The sequence below is a fragment of the Variovorax sp. GrIS 2.14 genome, from assembly GCF_046115955.1.
In the GTDB taxonomy this organism is placed as follows: domain Bacteria; phylum Pseudomonadota; class Gammaproteobacteria; order Burkholderiales; family Burkholderiaceae_C; genus Variovorax.
On record NZ_JBJXIA010000002.1, the window covers coordinates 224,043 to 244,362 of the forward strand.

Genomic DNA, 20,320 nt, shown 5'->3' on the forward strand with positions numbered 1-20,320 from the left:
GTGAGTGAGCGCCGCGCCCGTCTTTTACCGCTTCGATTCGCTCAGCGAATACGCTCTTGAGCTTCTGTCGAGACCGCCCGAGGCGGTCGAGTTGCCGGTACGCGCGGAACTGTTCGGCACGCAACGTCTGGAGCAACACGGACGCAGTCTTGCCCGCGCACAGGTCATCGACGACGAGACGGACGCTGCAGGCACCGCACCGTTCTTCCCCAGGGTCGACCGCAACCTCGAATCGCTGCGTCAGGCCTTCGACTACATCGCGCTGACCTCGCGCAGCGGCCGCTACGTGTCGCCGGCAGCCGAGTGGCTACTCGACAACTTTCATCTGGTCGAGGCGCAGCTCCAGCAAATTCGCGAAGGCGTTCCACGCAGCTACTACGCGCGGCTGCCCAAGCTGGCGGCGCAACCGCTGGCCGGCCTGCCGCGGGTCTATGGCATTGCCTGGGCCTACGTGGCGCACACCGACAGCGTGCTCAACAACGAGCTTTTCACCGCGTTTCTCAACGCGTACCAGGAGGTCGACGAACTCACGCTGGGCGAGCTGTGGGCGTTACCGACGACGCTGCGCGTCGTGTTGCTCGAAAACCTGCGCCGCGTCGCCGAGACCATCGCCGCAGCCAAGGTGGGGCGCGAAGTTGCGCACGCCGCGTGGGATGCCGCGCCGTCGCTCTCCGAGCAAGACCTCGATGCCATCCACGCGGCGTTGCTGAGCCGCGGCCTGGCCGCCAGCTACCTCACGCAGCTGTGGCAACGGCTGCCGGTCGAGCAAGGCGAGACGCCGCCGGCGCTGGTCCGCTGGACCGCGCACCACTGCACCAACGGCCCCGCGTTGATCGGCGATGCCCATGCAGAACAGGCCGCGGCCAACCTGACGGTCGGCAACATCATCACGACGCTGCGCATGATCGGGCAGGTCGAATGGGCAGACCTGATCGAGCCGGTGAGCCGATCGCTTCGCGTGCTGCGCGAGTTGCCGAGCTATGGCCGTGAAAGCGAACTCACGCGACAGCAAATCACGCATGCGATGGAGCAGGTCGCGCGCACCACGGCGCGCCCCGAGCGCGAAGTGGCGCTGGCCGTGGTGCAGCTCGCGAGCGCGCCGGCCAATCCGCTGATCGAGGAATCCGACGATGCGCACTGGGCGCACGCGGAGCGCACCGCCGGCTACTTCCTGTTCGGCCGCGGCCGCCCGGCTTTGATTGCTGCACTGCGGCCTGCGAACCACGGTGCAACTGCGGAGACAAACGCGCCACCCGCGGCCGGCTTGAAGTTTTCCGGCGGCTGGAAGTTGCCGCTGTACATCGGCGTCGTGGCGGTCGGAACGGCGCTTTTTCTCGCGCTTGTGGTGCGCGCATTGCACGGCGCCGACGGGCCCGATGCGGGCTGGACGACGACCGTCGCTCTCGTGCTCATGCTGTGGCCGCTTTCCGAAGTGGTGATCGCGTTGATGCACCGCATCGTGTCGGAATCCGCGCGCGTGCAGCCCTTGCCGCGGCTCGATTTCACCGGCGGTATCCCGGCAGCGCATCGCGTGCTGGTCGTGGTGCCTGCGATGCTGACCTCGAGCCGCAACAACGCGCGGCTCGCACATCGGCTCGAGCTTCACTGGCTGGCCAATCGAGAAGCGCAGGCGCAGTTCGCACTCCTGACCGACTGGGCAGATGCTTCGCAACAAAGCCTGCCGGAAGACGCAGCCTTGCTCGACGACGCACTGCACTGCATCGCATCGCTGAATGCCCGGTATCCCGTGTCGCCGGCGGCATCACCCGACGCAGCGCCACGCTTCGTGCTGCTACATCGCCCGCGCAGCTGGAGCGAAACCGAGCGCCGCTGGATCGGCTGGGAGCGCAAGCGCGGCAAGCTCGAGATGCTGATGCGCTGGCTCGCTGCGGGCGACAGCAGCGGCTTTGTCCCGCTGGCGCCCGGCCTTCAGTTGATGCGCGACATCCCTTACGTCGTCACGCTCGACAGCGACACCGGCCTGCCTTCGGGCGCACTGTGCGAGCTGGTGTCGATCGCAGCGCACCCGCTGAACGCGCCGCAAATCGATGCGGCCACGCGACGCGTCGTCGCGGGCTTCGGCATCCTGCAACCGCGCATCGTCACGCCGTTTCCGGAGCGCAACGAGCGCTCGGCTTTCCATTGGTTGTTCGCGGGCCAGTGCGGCATCGATCCTTACAGCAGTGGCGCGTCGGACGTCTATCAGGACTTGTTCGGAACCGGCTCCTTCACGGGCAAGGGGCTGCTGCATGTCCGCGCGCTACACGACACGCTCGACCGCCGGCTGCCCGAAGGCGCGGTGCTGAGCCACGACCTGCTCGAAGGAACGGTGGCGCGTTGCGCGGTGGTCAGCGACCTGGTGCTCGTCGAAGACCATCCACACCACGCCGGCGTCGCGGCTTCGCGCATCCATCGATGGACTCGCGGCGACTGGCAACTGCTGCCGCTCATGCTGCGTCCGCGCCGCTTTGGCATCGACCTGCTGGGCCAGTGGAAGATGTGCGACAACCTGCGCCGCGCCATGGTCGTGCCCATGTCCGCAGCGCTGCTCGCCTGGGCCATCTTCACCGGCGCGTTGCCGCTCAACCTGGCATTGGGCGTGGTGCTGCTCGCCATCACGCTGGGGCCCTTGCTCGGCGCACTCGCAGGTCTGGTGCCGACGCGGCGCTCCATCGAGCTCCAGCATTTCTTCGACGTCGGCTCGACCGAACTGCTTCGCGCCATCGCGGGCGCGGCATGGCAGTTCACACAGCTCTTTGCGCAGACCAAGCTGCTGGCCGACGCCACGCTGCGCGCGCTCTGGCGGCTCGCCGTCAGCCGCCGGCACCTGCTGCAGTGGACGACGGCCGACCAGTTGCAGGCTCAGGCGCGTTACAGCCCCGGGCCGTTCTTGCGCGCCGGCACCTTTGCCAGCTTGCTGTGCCTGGCGCTGGCTGTCGCGTCGCACTGGAGCGCCGACCCGCTGCTCGCGCCGGTGCTGTTTTTGATCTGGGCCTGCGCGCCGCTGGTGGCATGGCTGAGCAGCCGCGTGCCGCATGCGAACGAAGCGGCGCACCCCGTCACCGACGACCAGCGCGACTACCTCGCCACGCTGGCGCGCGACACATGGCGCTTCTTCGAGCGCGTGGTCGGCCCCGAAGACAACCACTTGCCGCCGGACAACCTGCAACTCGAACCGCAGCCGACCATCGCCCACCGCACCTCGCCGACCAACATCGGCATGTACCTGCTCGCGACCTGCTGCGCACGCGAGTTCGACTGGATCGATTCGCAGGCATTGGTGGCACGGCTCGGCGCCACGCTAGACGCCATCGACAAGCTCGACAAACATCAGGGCCATCTCTACAACTGGTACGACACGCAGACGTTGCGATCGATGCCTCCGACCTATGTGTCGAGCGTAGACAGCGGCAACATGGCGGGGCACTTGTTGGCTGTGGCACAAGCCTGCCGCACCTTTGCAAACGAGGATGCCGGCGGAGCTGCCGGCAGCGCTGCATCGGCGCACTCGCTGGAAGCGATCGCCCAGCGCTGCGAGGCGCTGTGCGCCGCCATGAATTTTCAAGGCCTGTACGACGCCAAGCGCCACCTGTTCCACATCGGCTTGCGGGTCGACGACAACGCGCTCGACAAGAGCTACTACGACCTGCTGGCTTCCGAGTCGCGCCTGCTCAGCTTCCTGGCCATCGCCAAAGGCGACGTGCCGCGCCGCCACTGGATGGCACTCGGACGCCCCTTCCTGTCGGTCGGTGCGCGGGCCAGCCTCAAGTCGTGGTCGGGCTCGATGTTCGAGTACCTGATGCCGGCGCTCGTCATGCCCGAGCCCGACGACGGTCTGCTGCAGGTCGCCAACGCTGCTGCTGTGACGGAACAACAGGCTTACGGCAAGGCGCAGAAGCTGCCCTGGGGCGTGTCCGAGTCAGCGTACTTCGCGCAGGACCACTCGCTGGCCTACCAATACTCGCCCTTCGGTGTGCCGCGCCTGGCCTTGCGCCGCACGCCACCGACCGACCGCGTGGTCGCGCCCTATGCGAGCGCGATGGCGGCGTTGATGGCGCCGGCCGATGCGGTGGCTAACCTGCGCTTGCTCGAATCGCTCGGTGCGCGCGGCGACTGCGGCTTCTTCGACGCGGTCGATTTCACCGTGTCGCGGCAACCTGAAGGCGAGCCGTTGAGCGTCGTGCGCAACTTCATGGCGCACCACCAGGGCATGTCTTTGGTGGCGTTGTGCAACGTGCTGCGCAACGACGCGCCGCGGCGCTGGTTTGCCAGCGCGCCGCTGGTCGAGGCCCATGTGTCGCTGCTGCACGAGCGCACGCCACGGCAGATCATCGGCAGCGCCGATCCGCGCACACCGCCGGAACCTGCCGAAGGCGAAGCGCTGCCGGTGTTCCAGCCACGCGTCGTCGATCCGTCGGCGCCCGGCTTCCAGCCGACGCACCTGCTGTCGAACGGCCGCTACACCGTCGCGCTGCGCGCCAATGGCGCCGGAGTGAGCCGCTGGCGATCGTTCAACGTGACGCGCTGGCGCGACGACCCGCTGCGCGACAGCTACGGCACGTTCTTCTACCTGCGCGACGTCGGCGACCGGGTACTTACGTCTGTCACCGCCCTTCCCGCGCCCGGCGAAGGCTGGAACTACCGCGCCCGCTTCCTGGCCGACCAGGTGCAGTTCGACGCCCGCACCAAAGACCTGCACGTGCGAACCACGGTGCTCATCAGCCCCGAAGACGACACCGAGCTGCGCACCGTCGCCATCCATAACACCGGCACAGAGAGCCGCACGCTCGAACTGATCTCGTACTTCGAGCCGGTACTGTCGAACCCGAAGGCCGACGAGACCCATCCGGCCTTCACCAACCTCTTCGTCGAGACGCGTTGGGAGCCGACCTGGCGCGCCGTGCTGCTGTCGCGCAAGCCGCGTCTTCACGGCGACGCCGTGGTGGCAGCGGCGCACTTCGTGGCATCGGTCGACGCGCATGTCCTGTCGGTGGATTGCATGGTCGATCGCCGCGCCTTCATCGGCCGCAACCGCACGCTAGCGACGCCCGCGCTCGACCCGCAACCGATGACGGCCGATGGCAAGCCGATCAACGGGCTCGACGCCATCGCCTGCCTGCGCGTCAAGCTCGAGATCGCCGCCGGTGCGACGGCCCGCGTGACCTTTGCGACCGCGGCCGACGAGAACGTCGAAGCGCTGCTCCCGAGCATCGACCGCTACCTGCAACCGATGCATGTGGAGCGTGCCACGCGCATGGCCGCAACGCTGGCGCAGGTGCGACTGCGCGACCTCAGCATCGACCCCGCACAGAACCTGGCGCTGCAAGACCTCACCACCATCCTCACCTACACAACGCCGCGCGTGATGAGCGACCGCGGGCTGATCGACTTGCACCAGATCTGGCGCTTCGGTATCTCGGGCGACAAGCCGATCGTGCTGGTGCACATCCATTCGGTGACGGGGATGCGGCTGGTGAACACCCTGCTGCGGGCGCAACCCTGGTGGGGATTCGGGGGCGTGGCCTGCGACTTGGTCGTGCTCAACAGCGAACCCAATTCGTACCTGATGCCGCTGCAGCGCGAAATGGAAGCCTTGCGCGACCGCGTGGCGCAACAGACGCAGAACAGCTTTCCGCGCAACGATGCGGCCGGCTTCTATCTGCTGCGCGACCATGAAGTGGCGCCTTCGGAAAAGGCGGCGCTGTCGAGCCTGGCGCGCGTGGTCTTCACCGCCGATGGCCGGTCTCTCGAAGTGCAGGTGGCCGCGTTGCGCGACGCGGCGGTATCGGTGTCGATCGTCGCGCCGCCCGCGCGCGTGGCGCTGTCGGCACTGCCCTCTGCCGCGCAACTGGGCGAATCGGTGACGGCGCCGCAGGGTGCGTTCGATGCCGCCACCGGCGAGTTCTGCTTCGAAGTCGACTTGAACCGGCGCACGCCGCGGCCGTGGATCAACGTGATCGCCAACGCGTCGTTCGGCTTCCAGGTGTCGGAGTCGGGCATCGGCTACACCTGGGCGGTCAACAGCAGCATGAACCAGGTCACGCCGTGGTCGAACGACCCGGTGCAAGACCCGGCCTTCGAGCACTACCTGCTGCAGGACGTCGACGCGCGCGAGCTGATCCCACTGACACCCGCCGGCCGGGGCGCCGGTGCTTCGCGGCATCGCGTGCGACACGGCCAGGGCTACACCGTGTTCGAGTGCCTGCATCACAACCTGGTACTGGAGACGACCTTCTTCGCGGACCGCGACGACGCCGTCAAAGTCGTGCATGTGAGCGTGCGGCATGAGGGCATCGGGCAGCGCCGCCTGCGCGCTCTGGCGATGGTCGAGTGGCAGCTCGGAGCCGCACGCGGCACGCGCCGTACCGTTCACACATGGAAGCCGGAGGACCAGGCCGCGGTATTCGGGCTGCAGCGCGAGTCGAGCGCAGGCTTCGGCGGCAGTGCGGGATTCGTGCAACTCACCGGACTCGACGGCTTGTCGGCGCCGCTGCAATGGACCTGCGACCGCAGCGAATTCTTCGCCGGCCGCGGCATGGTCGAACTGCCCGACATGCTTGGCCAGCGAGCCGGCAGCGGGCTCGACGCCTGTGCCGCCATCGCTGGCGAGTTCACGCTCGCGCCAGGGCAGACCGCGCGCTTCAGCTTCGTGCTCGGTCATGCGGAGAGCGCCGACGCCGCACAGCAACTGGCAAGGCGCTGGCAAGCACGCGACGCGTTGCGGGCACTGGCGCAAGTGCGCACTTTCTGGGACGACCTGCTCGGCCGCCTGCAGGTGCGCACGCCCGACCCGTTGTTCGATGCGCTGGTCAATCGTTGGCTGCCGTACCAGACGCTGGGATGCCGCCTGTGGTCGAAGGCCGGTTTCTACCAGGCCGGAGGCGCCTTCGGCTTCCGGGATCAGCTGCAGGATGCGATGGCCTTCGCCGTGACCGATCCGGCGCGACTGCGCGAGCAGATCCTCGTCAACGCAGCACGGCAATTCCCCGAAGGCGACGTGCAGCATTGGTGGCACATGCCCGGCGGTGCCGGCGTGCGCACGCATTTCTCCGACGACCTGCTGTGGCTGCCTTACGCCGCAGCGCACTACGCCGAAGTCACCGGCGACCTGACACTGCTCGACGAGCGAGTCCCCTTCATCGACGGTCCGGCCATTCCGCCTGGCGCCGAAGACGCCTACTACGCACCGCAAATCTCCAGCCAGACGGCCAGCCTGTTCGAGCACGGCGCGCGCGCCATCGACCACAGCCTGGCGGTCGGCGCGCACGGCCTGCCGCTCATGGGCACCGGCGACTGGAACGACGGCATGAACCGCGTCGGCAATGAAGGGCGCGGCGAATCGGTCTGGCTCGGCTGGTTTCTCTGCAGCGTGGTCGCAGCCTTCTCGCCGTTGGCTGAAGCGCGCGGCGAGCACGAGCGCGTGGCGCGCTGGGCAGAAGCGCGGCGCGGCTGGATCGCCGCCCTGCACGATGCCGGCTGGGACGGCGCCTGGTTCCGCCGTGCGTTCTTCGACAACGGCGCGCCACTGGGTTCATCGGCCAACGACGAGTGCCGCATCGACCTGATCGCGCAGGCGTGGTCGGTGATTTCCGGTGCGTCGAGCGAGCGCTTCACGGCGCCGGCAATGGCCTCCGTGAAGGAACATCTGTTCGATGCGCCGGCCGGCCTGTTGCGCCTGCTGGCGCCGCCGTTCGCCAAGTCGGAGAACAACCCCGGCTACATCCAGGCCTATCCGCCGGGCGTGCGTGAAAACGGCGGTCAGTACTCGCACGGCGCGGTGTGGGGTCTGATGGCGCAGGCGCTGAGCGGCGACCACGAAGCAGCGTGGCGCAGCTTCGAAGGCCTGAGCCCCGCCCATCGATCGAAACATGCCGAGCGCGGGCCGGTCTATGAACTCGAACCCTACGTGATGCCCGGCGACACCTACGGCGCAGCGCCCTACGTCGGCCGCGGCGGATGGAGCTGGTACACCGGCTCGGCGGCCTGGCTGCACCGTGCGGCGGTCGAGACCTTGCTCGGCCTCGATGTGCGTGGCGACCGGCTCTCGATGACACCGCGGATTCCGGCGCATTGGCCGGGTTTCGAAATGACGGTGAAGCTGGGTGGCCGGACTGTCGAGATCCGGTGCACGCGCGCCGGGACTGATCGCAATGCCGATGCAGAGGGCGGCCCGGTCCAACAGGTTGCGCATGGCGAATGGGTCGACTGGAGAGCGCTGCCGGAAGGGACTGTCTTGCAAGTCGAAATGGGGACTGCGCAAGGCGGTGCTGCGGGACTTTGAGATTGGTGAGCTGTCCAGAATGCGCCTGCGTTGTTTGCTTGAACGGCTAGAGTCGGGCCAGGAGCAGACCTTCCCGCAGGCCACTCACTTTGAAGCGCGAGGCCCTGCGCCCTTCGACGAGGTTTTCTGTCGAGAAGTAGTAGAGGCCGGCAACTTTTTGGTCGTCACCGCGCGCGCCAGAAGCTCCGGGTCGTAACCTGGCAGCATGCCGTCGATAGCCAGCTGCGCCAAGCCGTGAATCATGGACCAGGCGCGAAGCATCGCAAGGACGTGTTCATCTGGCTCAGAAGAACCGACTGCCCCTCGAAATCCCAGCGAAGCGCGCTCTACCGCCGCCTTCAGCTCGGGGTGCCGTTCACGCTCTGCGACTGCGGTCCCGAACATCAATCGAAAGCGTCCCGGTCGCGCAACGGCAAAGCGCACGTAGGCTTGACCCATCGCTGACAAGGGCTCGACCGGCTCGCTGGATGCTGCCTCGGCGAGAGACGCCGCGAAAGCATCGAACCCCCGCACGGCCAAAGCCGCCTGCATCGACTCCTTGTCGGCAAAGTGACGGTATGCAGCCGTGGGAGATACGCCTGCGCGCCGGGCTGCTTCGCGCAGGCTGACGGCCTCCGGTCCGCCTTCATCCAGAAGCGTTTCAGCAACATCCAGCAGCGCCGTGCGGAGGTCTCCGTGGTGGTAAGTCTCACGCGGGCTTGGGTCTAAGGAGGCTGACATCGTCTACATTATCTAAAGTTAACACCCGTACACATTAGAAGGTTTTGCTTTGCGCGTTCTTATCTCTGCTGTGGGTAGTCATGGCGACATGCTTCCCTTCGTCGGCCTTGGTCGCGCGTTGCGCGAGCGCGGCCATGATGTCCGCCTCTATGGAAACGGGCTCTTCAGCGCGCTGGTAAACAGCGCGGGCCTCACCTTTGTCGAGACGAGCGACGCACAGTTGGGCCGCGACGCTTTGGCTGACCCGCGGGCTACCGAGACCAAGTCTGGACTGGCCATGATTGCTCAACGCGGCATGGCGACGGTCATGCCGACTTTCGCCGCCATGGCTCGAGACGTGCTTGCGGGTGAGACATTGCTCGTGGGTTCATCGCTGGCTTTCGCGCCGCGTCTGCTGGCCGAAGTTCAGCGGTTGCCGTTCGCAGCGGTGCATTTGGCTCCCTCGATGTTTCGCTCCGACCATCTGGCGCCTCGAATGTCGCCGCTTGGGCACTTCGAGCGCTGGCCGCGTGTCATCAAACATGCGACATGGGCGTTGATGGACCGACGCTTCCTGGACCCGGCGTTTGGTGTGCCGCTCAATGAAGTTCGCGCAGAGCTCGGCCTCGCTCCCATCCGGCGTGTATTCCATGAATGGATTCACCAGGCAACTGTCACTGTCGGAATGTTCCCAGAGTGGCTGGCTCCGCGTCAGCCCGATTGGCCAGGAGACCTGAAGCTGACCGGATTCCCCATGTACGACGGTGAGCAGGCGGGGTCGCTTTCGCCAGAGTTACAGGCATTTATCGATGCGGGTCCGGCGCCGGTGGTGTTCACCGCCGGTACGGCGAACACCACCTCTGAGAATTTCTACGCCGAGTCGGCAGCGGCCTGCCAGCGCCTCAATTTGCGCGGCATCCTGGTCGCGGGGCAACGAAGCCAACTCCCCGACACCTTGCCGGCGGGCGTCGTCCATGTGCCCTACGCATCGTTCAGCCACCTCTTCCCCCGCTCGGCGGCCGTGGTGCATCACGGTGGCATCGGCACCCTGAGCCAAGCGCTGAGAGCCGGCATTCCGCAGCTCATCCGACCCATGGCGTATGACCAGTTTGACAACGCCAGTCGGGCGTGCCGCCTGGGAGTGGCAACCGAACTGCTACCGCGCTCCTATCGGGGAGCGCGGTTAGATACTGCGTTACGACGCCTGTTGAGTGAACCGGCAATGCGGGCCGCGTGCGAACAGTTGGCGTTTCGAATGGAAGGCCAAGATGGCTCGCGCGGGACCTGCGAGGTCTTGGAAGGGGCGATGACATAGTGGCCTGCGCATTTCCGAAAGGCAGCAATCGGGCCAAGAGCGGTCCTTAGCTGCCGAGTACCCAATGACTGCTTCAGACTGGTTGCAGTCGATCACCGCTTTCAACGTCGATGGCCGTTCGGATGCACTGCTGCCGCTCGCGTCCCATTGGCCAAGGGCCGCTTTGCAGCGATCCGTCCTTGAGCCGTCGTACGACGGTTGAAATGCGATGCAACGCCTGTGCTGCCAAGTTAATTTACCCGGATGTTATTGACGCCTGAATTTAACCCGGATAATATTAACGATATGGAACAAGCCATCCCGCTCATCTACACGGCTTTCCTGAATGGACGACGTCTTACTGCCGGCCCCTTGCACGAGGTTGCCGTGGCCGTGCTGCGCGCGCAGCAGGCGCAATCCGAGGGGCATCCGTTGGTCTTCAGCAATGTCAGCGGCCAGTCGGCCGACTTGGACCTGCGCGGTGGTGAGGAGGCCGTTGCGGCGCGTTACACCGTGGCTGCGCCATTCCAAGCGCCCAAGGGCCGTGGTCGCCCCAAGCTTGGCGTGGTCGCGCGGGAAGTGACGCTGCTGCCAGAACACTGGGGCTGGCTCGCGGCGCAACCAGGCGGCGCTTCTGTGGCCTTGCGCAAGCTCGTGCATGCAGCGAAGCGCAACGGCGGCGACCGGGACCGGAAGCGCCAGGCGCGCGACCGTGCGTACCACGCCATGTCCACGCTGGCCGGCGACCTCGCCGGCTTCGAGGAAGCGTCGCGGGCATTGTTTGCCGGCGACCACGAGCGGCTGGTGGCACACATGGCCGCCTGGCCGGACGACGTGCGGGCCTACGTGCTCCAGCTCGCCGAACCTGAACCCGGCTAGGCCGGACTTCTTCGCCATCTTTTCAACCAGCGCGCGGCCCGTGGCCGCAGCGCTGAGAGAACACGCACGCCCGCAATTCCCAAGAGCCTTCATGAACGACCAAAAACCGACGACCCGCCCCGGACCGGCCCCAACGCTGCGCACGCGCTACCTTGCGCTGTTGACACCGTTGGTCCTGACGCACGCGCTCCAAAGCGCGGGCGGATTGCTCGACGGCTTCTGGCTGGGGCGTCTCCTGGGCGTGCGCGGCATCGCAACGGCCGCGTCGTTCTTCCCGGTGTTCTTCTTGCTGCTATCTCTAATCATTGGACTTGGCGCAGGCGCCACCATCCTTGCGGGACAAGCATGGGGTGCGCGTGATGCGGCACAGGTGCGACGCGTGGGTGCGACGGCCTTTGTGGCTGCGCTTGGCACAGGGCTTGTCGTCGCGGCGGCCGGCGCGTGGTTTGCACCGCAGTTGATCCAAGCGCTCGGCACGCCGCCGGACATCCAACCGGATGCAGTCCGCTATGCGCGCGCCATGTTGCTGGTGATGCCCTTCGTGTTCGTCACCTGGGCGGGCCTGTCCCTGAGCCGCGGCACCGGCGATGCGCTCTCGCCAATGTGGTCCTTGCTGGCCGCGACGCTGGTGGGTGCGGCATGCACGCCGCTGCTCGTTGCTGGAACGCCTTTGGGCGCGGCGGGCGTGGCGGTCTCGACACTTGTCGCGCAGCTGGTCGCGCTCGCCGTGCTGATCCGGCGCTGGCGTCGGGGCAACCATCCACTCACCACCGGCACCGGGTGGCATGACTGGAAGCCAAGTGCGGCCATCGCCAAACGCATGCTGCGCATCGGCCTGCCAGCCGCATTGCAGATGCTGGCGATGGCGCTTGCCGAGATCGTGCTGCTGGGCCTGGTGAACCGCCACGGGTCGGCCGCGACCGCCGCCTATGGCGCGGCGACGCAGGTCCTGAGCTGGGTGCAGTACCCGGCGATGAGCCTGGGCATTGCCGCGGCGATCTTCGGCGCGCACGCAGTCGGCGCAGGACAACGCGAAAGGCTCCCTGCGATCGTGGGTACGGGGCTGCGCCTGAACGCCGTGGTCACCACACTGTTCGTCGTCGCCGCTCATCTGCTCGCGCCATTCGCAGTGCGCGTGTTCCTGGAGTCCGGCCCCGTGCTGGACCTGTCGGTCACCATCGTGCGAACCGTCGCCTGGAGCGTGGTGCTGCTCGGATCGAGCAACGTGCTGGTAGGCGCAATGCGCGCAAGCGGCGCGGCGCTGGTGCCGGCACTCCTGAGCATGGCTGCCATCGTTGGCGTCGAGTTGCCGGTCGCCGCAGCGCTGGAGGCGCGCTTCGGGCTGGCAGGGGTGTTCTGGGCTTGTCCTGCCGCGTTCCTGTCCATGCTGGTGCTGCACGGCCTCTACTACCGTCACAAGGAGAAAAAAGATGGACTCTTCCGCCATGCAGGCGTCGCGATCGGCACGGCGGATGGCCGCGCGCCTGGCGCGTGACGCCTTCCAGCCCATGGGCATCTATGCGATCCGCGTCCGCGCGAGCGGTCACATGCTGCTCGGCGCGAGCCGCAACGTTCACGCGGCGCTGAATCGTGCGCGATTTGAGTTGGGTTTGGGCAAGCATGCGGACCGCCTGCTGCAGGCCGAGTGGAACCGCAGCGGCCTGGAAGGACTCGCCTTCGAAGTGCTGGAACTTGTGAAGGAACGTGAGGATGCGGGCTTCGACTACGCGGGCGAACTGAAAGCGTTGGTGCAGATCCATCGCGAATTGCAAGGGCTGGAACCGTGAGCGAAGAAGCATTGCACGCCTGCCTGGAACGACACCTCAAGCACGCGGCGATGGTGTTCGTGCTCGACGACGAACTCGGCACCAGGCATGGCCTGTCGTGGGCCGACTTCGTGCTTCTGACGGTGCTGGATGCCGCTGGCGGCGCGGTGCCAGCGACGGAACTCGCGCGCACCTTGTGCACGCCAGCCTCGCGCTTGCTCCAGCGGCTGCTGCCCCTGGAGAAAATCGGGCTGATGGAGCGCGGTGTCGATGGCGACGGCAAGCGCCGGATCATGCTGCGCCCGCAAGGCCGGCGACGACTGCACGAGGCACGGGACACGGCCGCGAACGCCTGTACGACCTGATGCCCTTAAGGACCGCTTCTGGGCGGAAGCGGCCAAGCCACTGGTCTACCCGAACGACTGCAACCACTGCTGATCAGTGCACCGCCATCTGCAACACTGGCATTCCCCGATGCTCAACAGCCTTGCGCACGCCAGACGATCCGCCGGCAATCGCAGCGGAGGAACCAAGCCCTGATTACCGGCGCACGAAGCCCCTCGAAGTTACCGCGTCAACAGGGTTAAGCCTGACCCTTCGGTCGAGACAGAAAGCCGCCGCAGGCGGACACTCCGGCAAAGCTTTCGGAGACTTCCATGTTGCGCACGATCACGGCGTTGGCACTGGCGACTGTTCTTCCACTCAGCGTTGCGGCGGCTGAGACGGCACGCGTAAAACCGCAGGGCAAAGCGCCACGAACGCATGCCGCTGAAAAAGGCTTTGCGAAGCCTCCCGCCGCCGATCCGAATGCCCTTGCTGCTGCCCTCGGAACCTATCCCGCCAAGGTCGAATATGCATCCAACGATGCGCCTTTCGTGGTGTTCGATGTCTCTCCCAGAAAGCTGGAGCCGACAGCTGGCGCCGCTGACCCCAGGGAGGCGTCGCTGATGTTCGTCGCGACCGACGTGTTGAGTTACGTGAATGTCTTCATGTATTCGACTTCAGCGCAAAGCGAGCCAAAAGATGTGCCCGGTCGCACGGCCTGCGGCAGCAAGACTCCCGGCCACTACAGCTGCGCAGTGCCGCTCGGGGCCGCACTGGCGCAACTGAAAGGCGGCGATGGCATCGTCGGCCTCCGCATCGAAACCGAAGGGCTCGATGGCGACCGCAGCACGGTCAGGGTGACATTGCCGGTGAAGGCGGCATCGCAAACTACGCTGCCCGCACCGTCGGCGCCAGGCCAGAACAACACGCCGAGTTACCGGCACGCACTGAGCTTCATCGTCGACCGCGCCAGCGACGTCAATCGCCCAGCAGTTCACCGATAGGCTGGAGGTCTTCGACGCGGTCGCAGACGGCCTTGAAGACCATCATGATCGGGATGCCGAGCAGCAGGCCCCACACGCCCCACAGCCAGCCCCAGAAGATCACACCGACGAAGACGGCGAGCGGGTTCATGCGGCTGGTGCGGCTGGTCAAAAACGGCAGCAGCAGATTGCCGACGAGGGTGTGGATCACCAGCGAGACACCGCCGATCACGAGCGCCATCTGGATGCTGTTGAACTGCAAAAAGGCGACCAGCCCCGCTGCGCCCATGACAATTACCGAGCCGATGTAGGGGATGAGATTGGTCACAGCGGCAAGGATGCCCCACACCGCGGCATTGCCAAGCCCCAGCGCCCAGAAAGACAAGCCGGTCGCCAGGCCGACCAATGCGCTGGTGAAAATCTGGACGAGCAGGTAGCGCTCGATCTGCTTGGACATGTCGTCCAGCACGTGCACGGTGATCTTCTTTTTCTCCAGGCTCGGCCCGGTGATCTTCACCAGCTTGCGCCGGAATGTATTGCCCGACCCGAGCGCAAAGAACGTGAGAAACACCACCAAGGTGAGCTGCCCGGTTGCCGATAGCAGCCCGACGGTCCCGGTCCACATGTAGTCCCGCACATTGAACGCCGGGCGCTCGACGACCACGCGCGTGGCGCCGGTGCGGCTTGCGACCTTGGCCGAATTTTCTTCGGCTGCCCGCTCCAGTTGCGAAGCCGCCTGCTGCACGCTGTCGAGTGGCGTGCCGGTGCGCGCGGCTGCACCCTGACGCACTTGCGCCCGCAGCTTTTGCGCCGCGAGCGGAAGCGAGTCGACAAGCTGTAACGCGCTACCGGCGAGGGAATAGGTGGTCCATGCGATCGCACCGCCCAATATCAACAGAATCGCGGCTGCACCGAACCAGCGAGAAATTTTTATCCGCTCGAGTCGCGTGACGACCGGCGCCAGCGCATAGGTGAGCAGCAGGCTCACCATCAGCGGAATGAATACCGCGGAAGCCCATTGCAGCGCGAAGACCGTTGCCAGCACGGCCAGGACCACAAGAGAGGCACTGCGCACATCGACGGGCATGTGAAGCAGCACGCGCTCGGCGTCCTTCTTCTCCGCCAACGCGGAACTCAGCGCCGTAGGCGGTGGCTCGACTAACGGCTGCGGTTCCGCCTCGACGACTTCCGGCAGATCGTCAGGGAGCTCGTCGGCGTGTCCGGCGGTCACGGCGCTTCCTTCATCGCCTCGCGCACGGCGCTGAGTTGCCGTCGAGACACGACGACCGGCTCCGGAATGCCTTCGAGGCGCAAGGCCCAGCCGTCGATGTCTTCACCGTCGTCGTACTTCTCGAGTGCGCGAATGGCCGCACGCGACACCAGCGCGTTGCGATGCACGCGCACGAAGCGGTCGGCGTAGCGCTCTTCGAACTCGACCAGCGAACCGTCCAGGATATGGCTGCGTGTGGCGGTGCGCACCGTCAGGTATTTGTATTCCGACTTGAGGTACAGCACCTCCGACAGCGGCACGCGTTCGGCACGGCCGCGGTCCTGGATCAACAACGTTTCTTGCGGCGCCTCGGGCTGTTGTCCGCGGCGGTCTTTCAGGTAGCGCTCGACTTTTTGCAGCGCTTGCTGGAGGCGCTCGACGCGCACCGGCTTGGTGAGGTAGTCGACGGCATCGAGCTCAAAGGCGGTTACCGCATGCGCAGGGTGCGCGGTCACGAACACCACGGCTGGCGCGTCGCTGCGCGCCTTCAGGCTGCGCGCGACTTCGAGTCCGTCGATGCCCGGCATGTGGATGTCGAGCAGCACCAAGTCGAGGGGCGTGTTGGCCAGATGCTGCAGGGCTTCCGCGCCCTGCGCCGCTTCCGCAACCACTTCGGCGCCCGGCTCAGTGCACTCGCCGAGCAAGGTGCGCAGACGCGATCGTGCGAGCGCTTCATCGTCGACGATGAGAGTCTTCAAGTTCATCGGTTCGTCTCGCTTGCGGCGCTCTTGGAGTGGCGCCCGTTCATGAAAATCAGTCGGCTTCCGCCGGAATGGCGATGCGCACGCGGTAATTCTGCTGATCGAGCCCGGCGCTGAACTGCGCCTGCATGTCGTGCAGCAGGCGCAACCGGTCGCGCACGTTGTCCAGCGCAATGCCATGGCCGCGAGGCAATGGCTGGTCGGCCCAGCGCAGCGGCGGCAAGCTGTTGATGACCTCGATCACCACCATGCTGCCGCGGCGCTCGGTGCGAATTCGCAGCTTGGCACCGTCCGGACTGGGCTCGACGCCGTGCTTGACCGCGTTCTCCACCAGCGGCTGCAGCAGCAACGGCGGCAGGCGCGCGCCACTCGCTGCCGCGTCCAGATCCCAGCGAATGCGCAAGCGATTGCCGAAGCGCACCTGCTCGATCGCCAGATAGCGCTCGGCCAGCGCAATCTCGTCGGCCAGCGTGACCGACTCTCGTGGTTCGGCCAAGGCTTGCCGAAACAGCTCGCTCAGGTCTTCCAGCATCGCTTCGGCTTTGGCCGGCTCGTCGCGCACGAGGGCGATCGCACTGTTCAGCGTGTTGAACAGGAAGTGCGGTCGAATGCGCGCTTGAAGTTCTTCGAGCCGTGCCGTGGTGGCGGCCGGCGTGCGACCACGGGCGCGCAGAACCAGCGTCACCATAACCACCGCAGCGAACAGCCCACCGGCCAGCACGCTGGCGATCCACGGCGCCGACGCCAGCACGCCGGTCAGGCGCAGCAGGCCGCAGCCATAGAGTGCCGACAGCGAACCAAGCAAGCTGCCGACAGCGTACTGCGCGGGCCGTGGCAGGCGTCCGAGCACCTTCTTCAAGGCACAGGCCAACACCAGCCACAGCAACGTGGCCGGCAACGCGCCCCCCGTGACCGTAGCCGCCAAGGTGAGCCAGTCGGCCGGTGTCGGTGCAACGAAGAGCGTGGCAATCGCCACCACCGCTTCGACGAAAAGCACGGCCCGCAGCACCACCCCGATCTGGCAGGCATCGAACAGCGCAGCGCCACCGTTCGGCGCTCTTCCCGCCGACCGCGCTGCAGAGGCCATTGCGGACGCACGCGTCTTCATGAGCGTTGCCGCTGCGGTTTTGGGAGAGGTGCCCGATAAAATCGACGGGTTGCGCATCGCAGAAACGGTGGGTGACTAACCCATTATTGCCTCCCGGCACGCCCCTCGACAGGCCCGTATGACCCAAAACCAACTCGACAAGAAATCCGAAGCCTGGTCGGCTCTCTTCTCCGAACCCATGAGCGATCTGGTGAAGCGCTACACCTCCAGCGTGTTCTTCGACAAAAGGATGTGGGAGGCTGACATAGAGGGGTCGCTGGCGCATGCCTCAATGCTCGCCGCACAAAAGGTCATCGGCGCGCAGGACCACGCCGCGATTCAAAGCGGGATGACACAGATTCGTGCCGAGATCGAATCCGGCGCTTTCGAATGGAAGCTGGACCTCGAAGACGTGCACCTGAACATCGAGGCACGCTTGACACAGCTGGTCGGAGATGCGGGCAAGCGCCTTCACACCGGCCGCAGCCGCAACGACCAGGTCGCGACCGACGTGCGCCTGTGGCTGCGTGGCGAGATCGACCTGATCTCCGCCCTGCTGATCGAATTTCAGAAGGCGCTGGTCGACATTGCCGACAAGAATGTCGAGGTCATCCTGCCTGGCTTCACCCATTTGCAGGTGGCCCAGCCGGTGAGCTTCGGCCACCACATGCTGGCTTATGTCGAGATGTTCGCCCGCGACGCGGCCCGCATGCTCGACGTGCGAAAGCGCGTCAACTGGCTGCCGCTGGGCGCCGCCGCACTGGCCGGTACCAGCTACCCGCTCGATCGCGAGATGGTCGCTAAGACGCTCGGTATGGTCGACGAGCACGGCCATGCCAACGTCTGCCAGAACAGCCTCGACGCAGTGAGCGACCGCGACTTTGCGATCGAGTTCACCGCTGCGGCCAGCCTGTGCATGGTGCACATCAGCCGCATGAGCGAAGAACTGGTGTTGTGGATGAGCCAGAACTTCGCGTTCATCCAGATCGCCGACCGTTTCACGACCGGCTCGTCGATCATGCCGCAGAAGAAAAACCCGGATGTTCCCGAACTGGCGCGCGGCAAGACCGGCCGCGTGGTCGGCCATCTGATGGCGCTCATCACCCTGATGAAGGGCCAGCCGCTGGCCTACAACAAGGACAACCAGGAAGACAAGGAACCGCTGTTCGACACGGTCGACACCTTGAAAGACACGCTGCGCATCTTTGCCGAAATGATCGGCGGCATCACCGTCAAACCGGAGGCGATGGAAGCCGCTGCGCTGCGCGGCTACGCCACCGCGACCGACCTCGCCGACTATCTCGTGAAGAAGGGCCTGCCGTTTCGCGATGCGCACGAAACCGTGGCGCACGCGGTCAAGGCGGCCATATCGCACAAGGTCGACTTGTCGGAGTTGCCGCTCACGGTGCTGCAGCAGTTCAACCCGAACATCGAAAAAGATGTGTACGACGTGCTGAGCCTGCGCGGCTCGCTCAACGCGCGCAACACGCTCGGCGGCACGGCCCCGGTGCAGGTGCGGGCGCAAATCGCAAGGCACCGCGCACGCCTGGGCTGATCACCTTCAAAGCGTCGCGTTTGCACAACCCGGTGCAACATGTGGCACGCTGAATCCGACACGCAAGCCCGCTCGTACCTTCTACATGACGCCCCATGTTCGACAATTCGCCAATGACAGCACTCAGCCCCGACGCCGAACTGATGGCGCTGATCGACCGTGTCGGCCAGCGCGACGAAACGGCATTGCGCCTTCTGTATGACCGCACCGCGCCCAAACTCTTCGGGCTCGCACTGCGCGTCGTGCGCCAGCGCGAGTGGGCCGAAGACGTGGTGCAGGAGGCTTTCATGACCATCTGGCGCGTTGCGGGCGACTACCGTGCCACGCTGAGCCCGCCGATGGCGTGGATGGGGCTGATCGTGCGCAGCAGGGCGCTCGACCTGCTGCGCAAGCGCACCGCCGATCGCGCCCATCTCACGCAGGAGTTCGACGAGATCATGGAGGACACGATGCAGTCGGATGCGCCGGACCCTTCCGCGATAGCCGATGCGAGCGAGCAGGCGTGGGCCTTGCATCAGTGCCTGAGCCAACTCGACGGCCGGCAACGCGAGGTGGTGAGCCTGGCTTACCTGCGCGACTTGAGCCACAGTGAACTGGCCGAGCAGCTCAAGCTGCCGCTCGGCACCGTCAAAACCTGGATTCGCCGCGGCCTCGAGAAGCTGCGCGTCTGTATGGGCCGCTTCGCCTGAAGCAAAACATGAGACGCACAGGGACTTATCCATGAACCTTTCTTCGCATCCTGAATTGCTCGAGCTGCTGGCTGCAAGCCACGCGCTCGGCACGCTGCGTGGCGGCGCCCGGCGCCGTTTCGAATCGATTGCGCGGGAGCAGGCACCAGTGCGCGCCGCGGCGCTGGTCTGGCAGAGCCGCCTGTCCAGCATGACCGAGTTGCAGGCATCGGTCACGCCCGACCCGGCTGTGTGGACACGCATTCGCAACATGATCGAGGCCGAACAAAGCGATCAGGCCATGCAGCGACAGCGTACTGCCCCCGCGGTGACCCCGGTCGCGGTCGGTCCGGTCGGCTGGCTGCGCAGCCTGGCGTTGTGGCGCGGTGCCGCGGCCGCTGGCGCTTTGGCCACGGTGCTGGCGGTGGTCGTCGGCATCAACCTGCGCGATGAGCTGCGCAATGCGCCGGCCGTGCAGTACGTGGCCGTGCTGCAAGACGACAAGTCCGCCGCGTCGATGCTCGTCACCTTCGATCCAAAGAGCCGTCAGCTGGTGCTGCAGCGCGTGGGCAGCTACCAAACAGCCGCCGACCACTCGCTGCAACTCTGGGCCTTGCCACCGGGCGCCGCGCCGCGGTCACTCGGCGTGCTGGGCGACCAGCCGGCCCTGAAGCTCGCGGCCTCGGCATCGGAGATGCATGCCGTGCCGACACTGGCGATCACCCTGGAGCCGCGAGGCGGCGTGCCACCCGGCAGCGGACCGACCGGCCCGGTGCTGTTCAAGGGTGCGCTGATCGAGAAAATGCTGTGATG

Annotated in this window: 14 protein-coding genes and 1 pseudogene; 10 read left to right on the forward strand and 5 right to left on the reverse strand. The window is 66.0% G+C overall.

Features of this window, described 5'->3' with window-relative positions:
* Window positions 1-4: 4 nt before the first annotated feature.
* Entirely contained in the window at window positions 5-8,281 is an 8,277-nt protein-coding gene (locus RCH10_RS04850; RefSeq protein ID WP_409051504.1) for a GH36-type glycosyl hydrolase domain-containing protein, read from the forward strand.
* 84 nt (window positions 8,282-8,365) lie between these two features.
* Here the strand turns inward: RCH10_RS04850 and RCH10_RS04855 are convergent, their stop codons facing one another.
* Both RCH10_RS04855 and RCH10_RS04860 read right to left on the reverse strand, forming a co-directional pair.
* Window positions 8,366-8,812: a TetR-like C-terminal domain-containing protein gene (locus tag RCH10_RS04855; RefSeq protein WP_409051696.1), complete on the reverse strand. Its 447-nt coding sequence runs from the start codon at window positions 8,810-8,812 to the stop codon at window positions 8,366-8,368.
* A pseudogene (locus RCH10_RS04860) lies at window positions 8,813-9,001 on the reverse strand (TetR/AcrR family transcriptional regulator); the annotation flags it as partial. It lies immediately after the preceding gene.
* Between the two features lie 49 nt (window positions 9,002-9,050).
* On the opposite strand from RCH10_RS04860, the gene RCH10_RS04865 reads away from it, so the two are divergent.
* The 6 genes from RCH10_RS04865 to RCH10_RS04890 all read left to right on the forward strand — a co-directional run bounded on the left by RCH10_RS04865 (window position 9,051) and on the right by RCH10_RS04890 (window position 14,247).
* Window positions 9,051-10,295 (forward strand): glycosyltransferase, encoded by a 1,245-nt coding sequence (locus RCH10_RS04865; RefSeq protein ID WP_409051505.1) that lies wholly within the window; start codon window positions 9,051-9,053, stop codon window positions 10,293-10,295.
* 285 nt (window positions 10,296-10,580) lie between these two features.
* Window positions 10,581-11,153 (forward strand): DUF2239 family protein, encoded by a 573-nt coding sequence (locus RCH10_RS04870; protein WP_409051506.1) that lies wholly within the window; start codon window positions 10,581-10,583, stop codon window positions 11,151-11,153.
* 91 nt (window positions 11,154-11,244) lie between these two features.
* Complete coding sequence (locus tag RCH10_RS04875; protein WP_409051507.1) at window positions 11,245-12,648, forward strand: MATE family efflux transporter; 1,404 nt, start codon at window positions 11,245-11,247, stop codon at window positions 12,646-12,648.
* Window positions 12,626-12,940: a GIY-YIG nuclease family protein gene (locus tag RCH10_RS04880; RefSeq protein ID WP_409051508.1), complete on the forward strand. Its 315-nt coding sequence runs from the start codon at window positions 12,626-12,628 to the stop codon at window positions 12,938-12,940. The genes RCH10_RS04875 and RCH10_RS04880 overlap by 23 nt, the downstream gene beginning before the upstream one ends.
* Entirely contained in the window at window positions 12,937-13,284 is a 348-nt protein-coding gene (locus tag RCH10_RS04885) for a hypothetical protein (RefSeq protein WP_409051509.1), read from the forward strand. Before RCH10_RS04880 ends, RCH10_RS04885 begins: the two co-directional genes overlap by 4 nt.
* 291 nt (window positions 13,285-13,575) lie before the next feature.
* Entirely contained in the window at window positions 13,576-14,247 is a 672-nt protein-coding gene (locus RCH10_RS04890; protein ID WP_409051510.1) for a hypothetical protein, read from the forward strand.
* On the opposite strand, the gene RCH10_RS04895 is transcribed toward RCH10_RS04890, so the two are convergent.
* The 3 genes from RCH10_RS04895 to RCH10_RS04905 are packed head-to-tail and all read right to left on the reverse strand — an operon-like array spanning window position 14,222 to window position 17,305.
* Entirely contained in the window at window positions 14,222-15,457 is a 1,236-nt protein-coding gene (locus RCH10_RS04895; protein WP_409051511.1) for an AI-2E family transporter, read from the reverse strand. The genes RCH10_RS04890 and RCH10_RS04895 overlap by 26 nt on opposite strands.
* Entirely contained in the window at window positions 15,454-16,200 is a 747-nt protein-coding gene (locus RCH10_RS04900; protein ID WP_409051512.1) for a LytR/AlgR family response regulator transcription factor, read from the reverse strand. Before RCH10_RS04900 ends, RCH10_RS04895 begins: the two co-directional genes overlap by 4 nt.
* A 49-nt stretch (window positions 16,201-16,249) precedes the next feature.
* Window positions 16,250-17,305 carry a histidine kinase gene (locus RCH10_RS04905; RefSeq protein ID WP_323497578.1) on the reverse strand — a complete coding sequence of 352 codons (1,056 nt, stop codon included), beginning with the start codon at window positions 17,303-17,305 and terminating at the stop codon, window positions 16,250-16,252.
* A gap of 118 nt (window positions 17,306-17,423) precedes the next feature.
* Here RCH10_RS04905 and argH point away from each other — a divergent pair, with 118 nt between their 5' ends.
* The 3 genes from argH to RCH10_RS04920 all read left to right on the forward strand — a co-directional run bounded on the left by argH (window position 17,424) and on the right by RCH10_RS04920 (window position 20,318).
* The gene (gene argH, locus RCH10_RS04910; protein WP_409051513.1) at window positions 17,424-18,839 is read left to right on the forward strand and encodes an argininosuccinate lyase; all 1,416 of its coding nucleotides are present in this window, start codon (window positions 17,424-17,426) and stop codon (window positions 18,837-18,839) included.
* Window positions 18,840-18,952: 113 nt separating this feature from the next.
* Window positions 18,953-19,528 (forward strand): sigma-70 family RNA polymerase sigma factor, encoded by a 576-nt coding sequence (locus RCH10_RS04915; RefSeq protein ID WP_409051514.1) that lies wholly within the window; start codon window positions 18,953-18,955, stop codon window positions 19,526-19,528.
* 31 nt (window positions 19,529-19,559) lie between these two features.
* The gene (locus RCH10_RS04920) at window positions 19,560-20,318 is read left to right on the forward strand and encodes an anti-sigma factor domain-containing protein (RefSeq protein ID WP_409051515.1); all 759 of its coding nucleotides are present in this window, start codon (window positions 19,560-19,562) and stop codon (window positions 20,316-20,318) included.
* Window positions 20,319-20,320: the final 2 nt, after the last annotated feature.

Bases quoted from the DNA above. Each gene is read 5' to 3' on its own strand.
- RCH10_RS04870 (WP_409051506.1), top strand. From the start codon at position 10,581: ATGGAACAAGCCATCCCGCTCATCTACACGGCTTTCCTGAATGGACGA.
- RCH10_RS04900 (WP_409051512.1), bottom strand. From the start codon at position 16,200: ATGAACTTGAAGACTCTCATCGTCGACGATGAAGCGCTCGCACGATCG.
- RCH10_RS04915 (WP_409051514.1), top strand. From the start codon at position 18,953: ATGACAGCACTCAGCCCCGACGCCGAACTGATGGCGCTGATCGACCGT.
- argH (WP_409051513.1), top strand. From the start codon at position 17,424: ATGACCCAAAACCAACTCGACAAGAAATCCGAAGCCTGGTCGGCTCTC.
- RCH10_RS04920 (WP_409051515.1), top strand. From the start codon at position 19,560: ATGAACCTTTCTTCGCATCCTGAATTGCTCGAGCTGCTGGCTGCAAGC.
- RCH10_RS04875 (WP_409051507.1), top strand. From the start codon at position 11,245: ATGAACGACCAAAAACCGACGACCCGCCCCGGACCGGCCCCAACGCTG.
- RCH10_RS04855 (WP_409051696.1), bottom strand. From the start codon at position 8,812: ATGCAGGCGGCTTTGGCCGTGCGGGGGTTCGATGCTTTCGCGGCGTCT.
- RCH10_RS04880 (WP_409051508.1), top strand. From the start codon at position 12,626: ATGGCCGCGCGCCTGGCGCGTGACGCCTTCCAGCCCATGGGCATCTAT.
- RCH10_RS04890 (WP_409051510.1), top strand. From the start codon at position 13,576: ATGTTGCGCACGATCACGGCGTTGGCACTGGCGACTGTTCTTCCACTC.
- RCH10_RS04905 (WP_323497578.1), bottom strand. From the start codon at position 17,305: ATGAAGACGCGTGCGTCCGCAATGGCCTCTGCAGCGCGGTCGGCGGGA.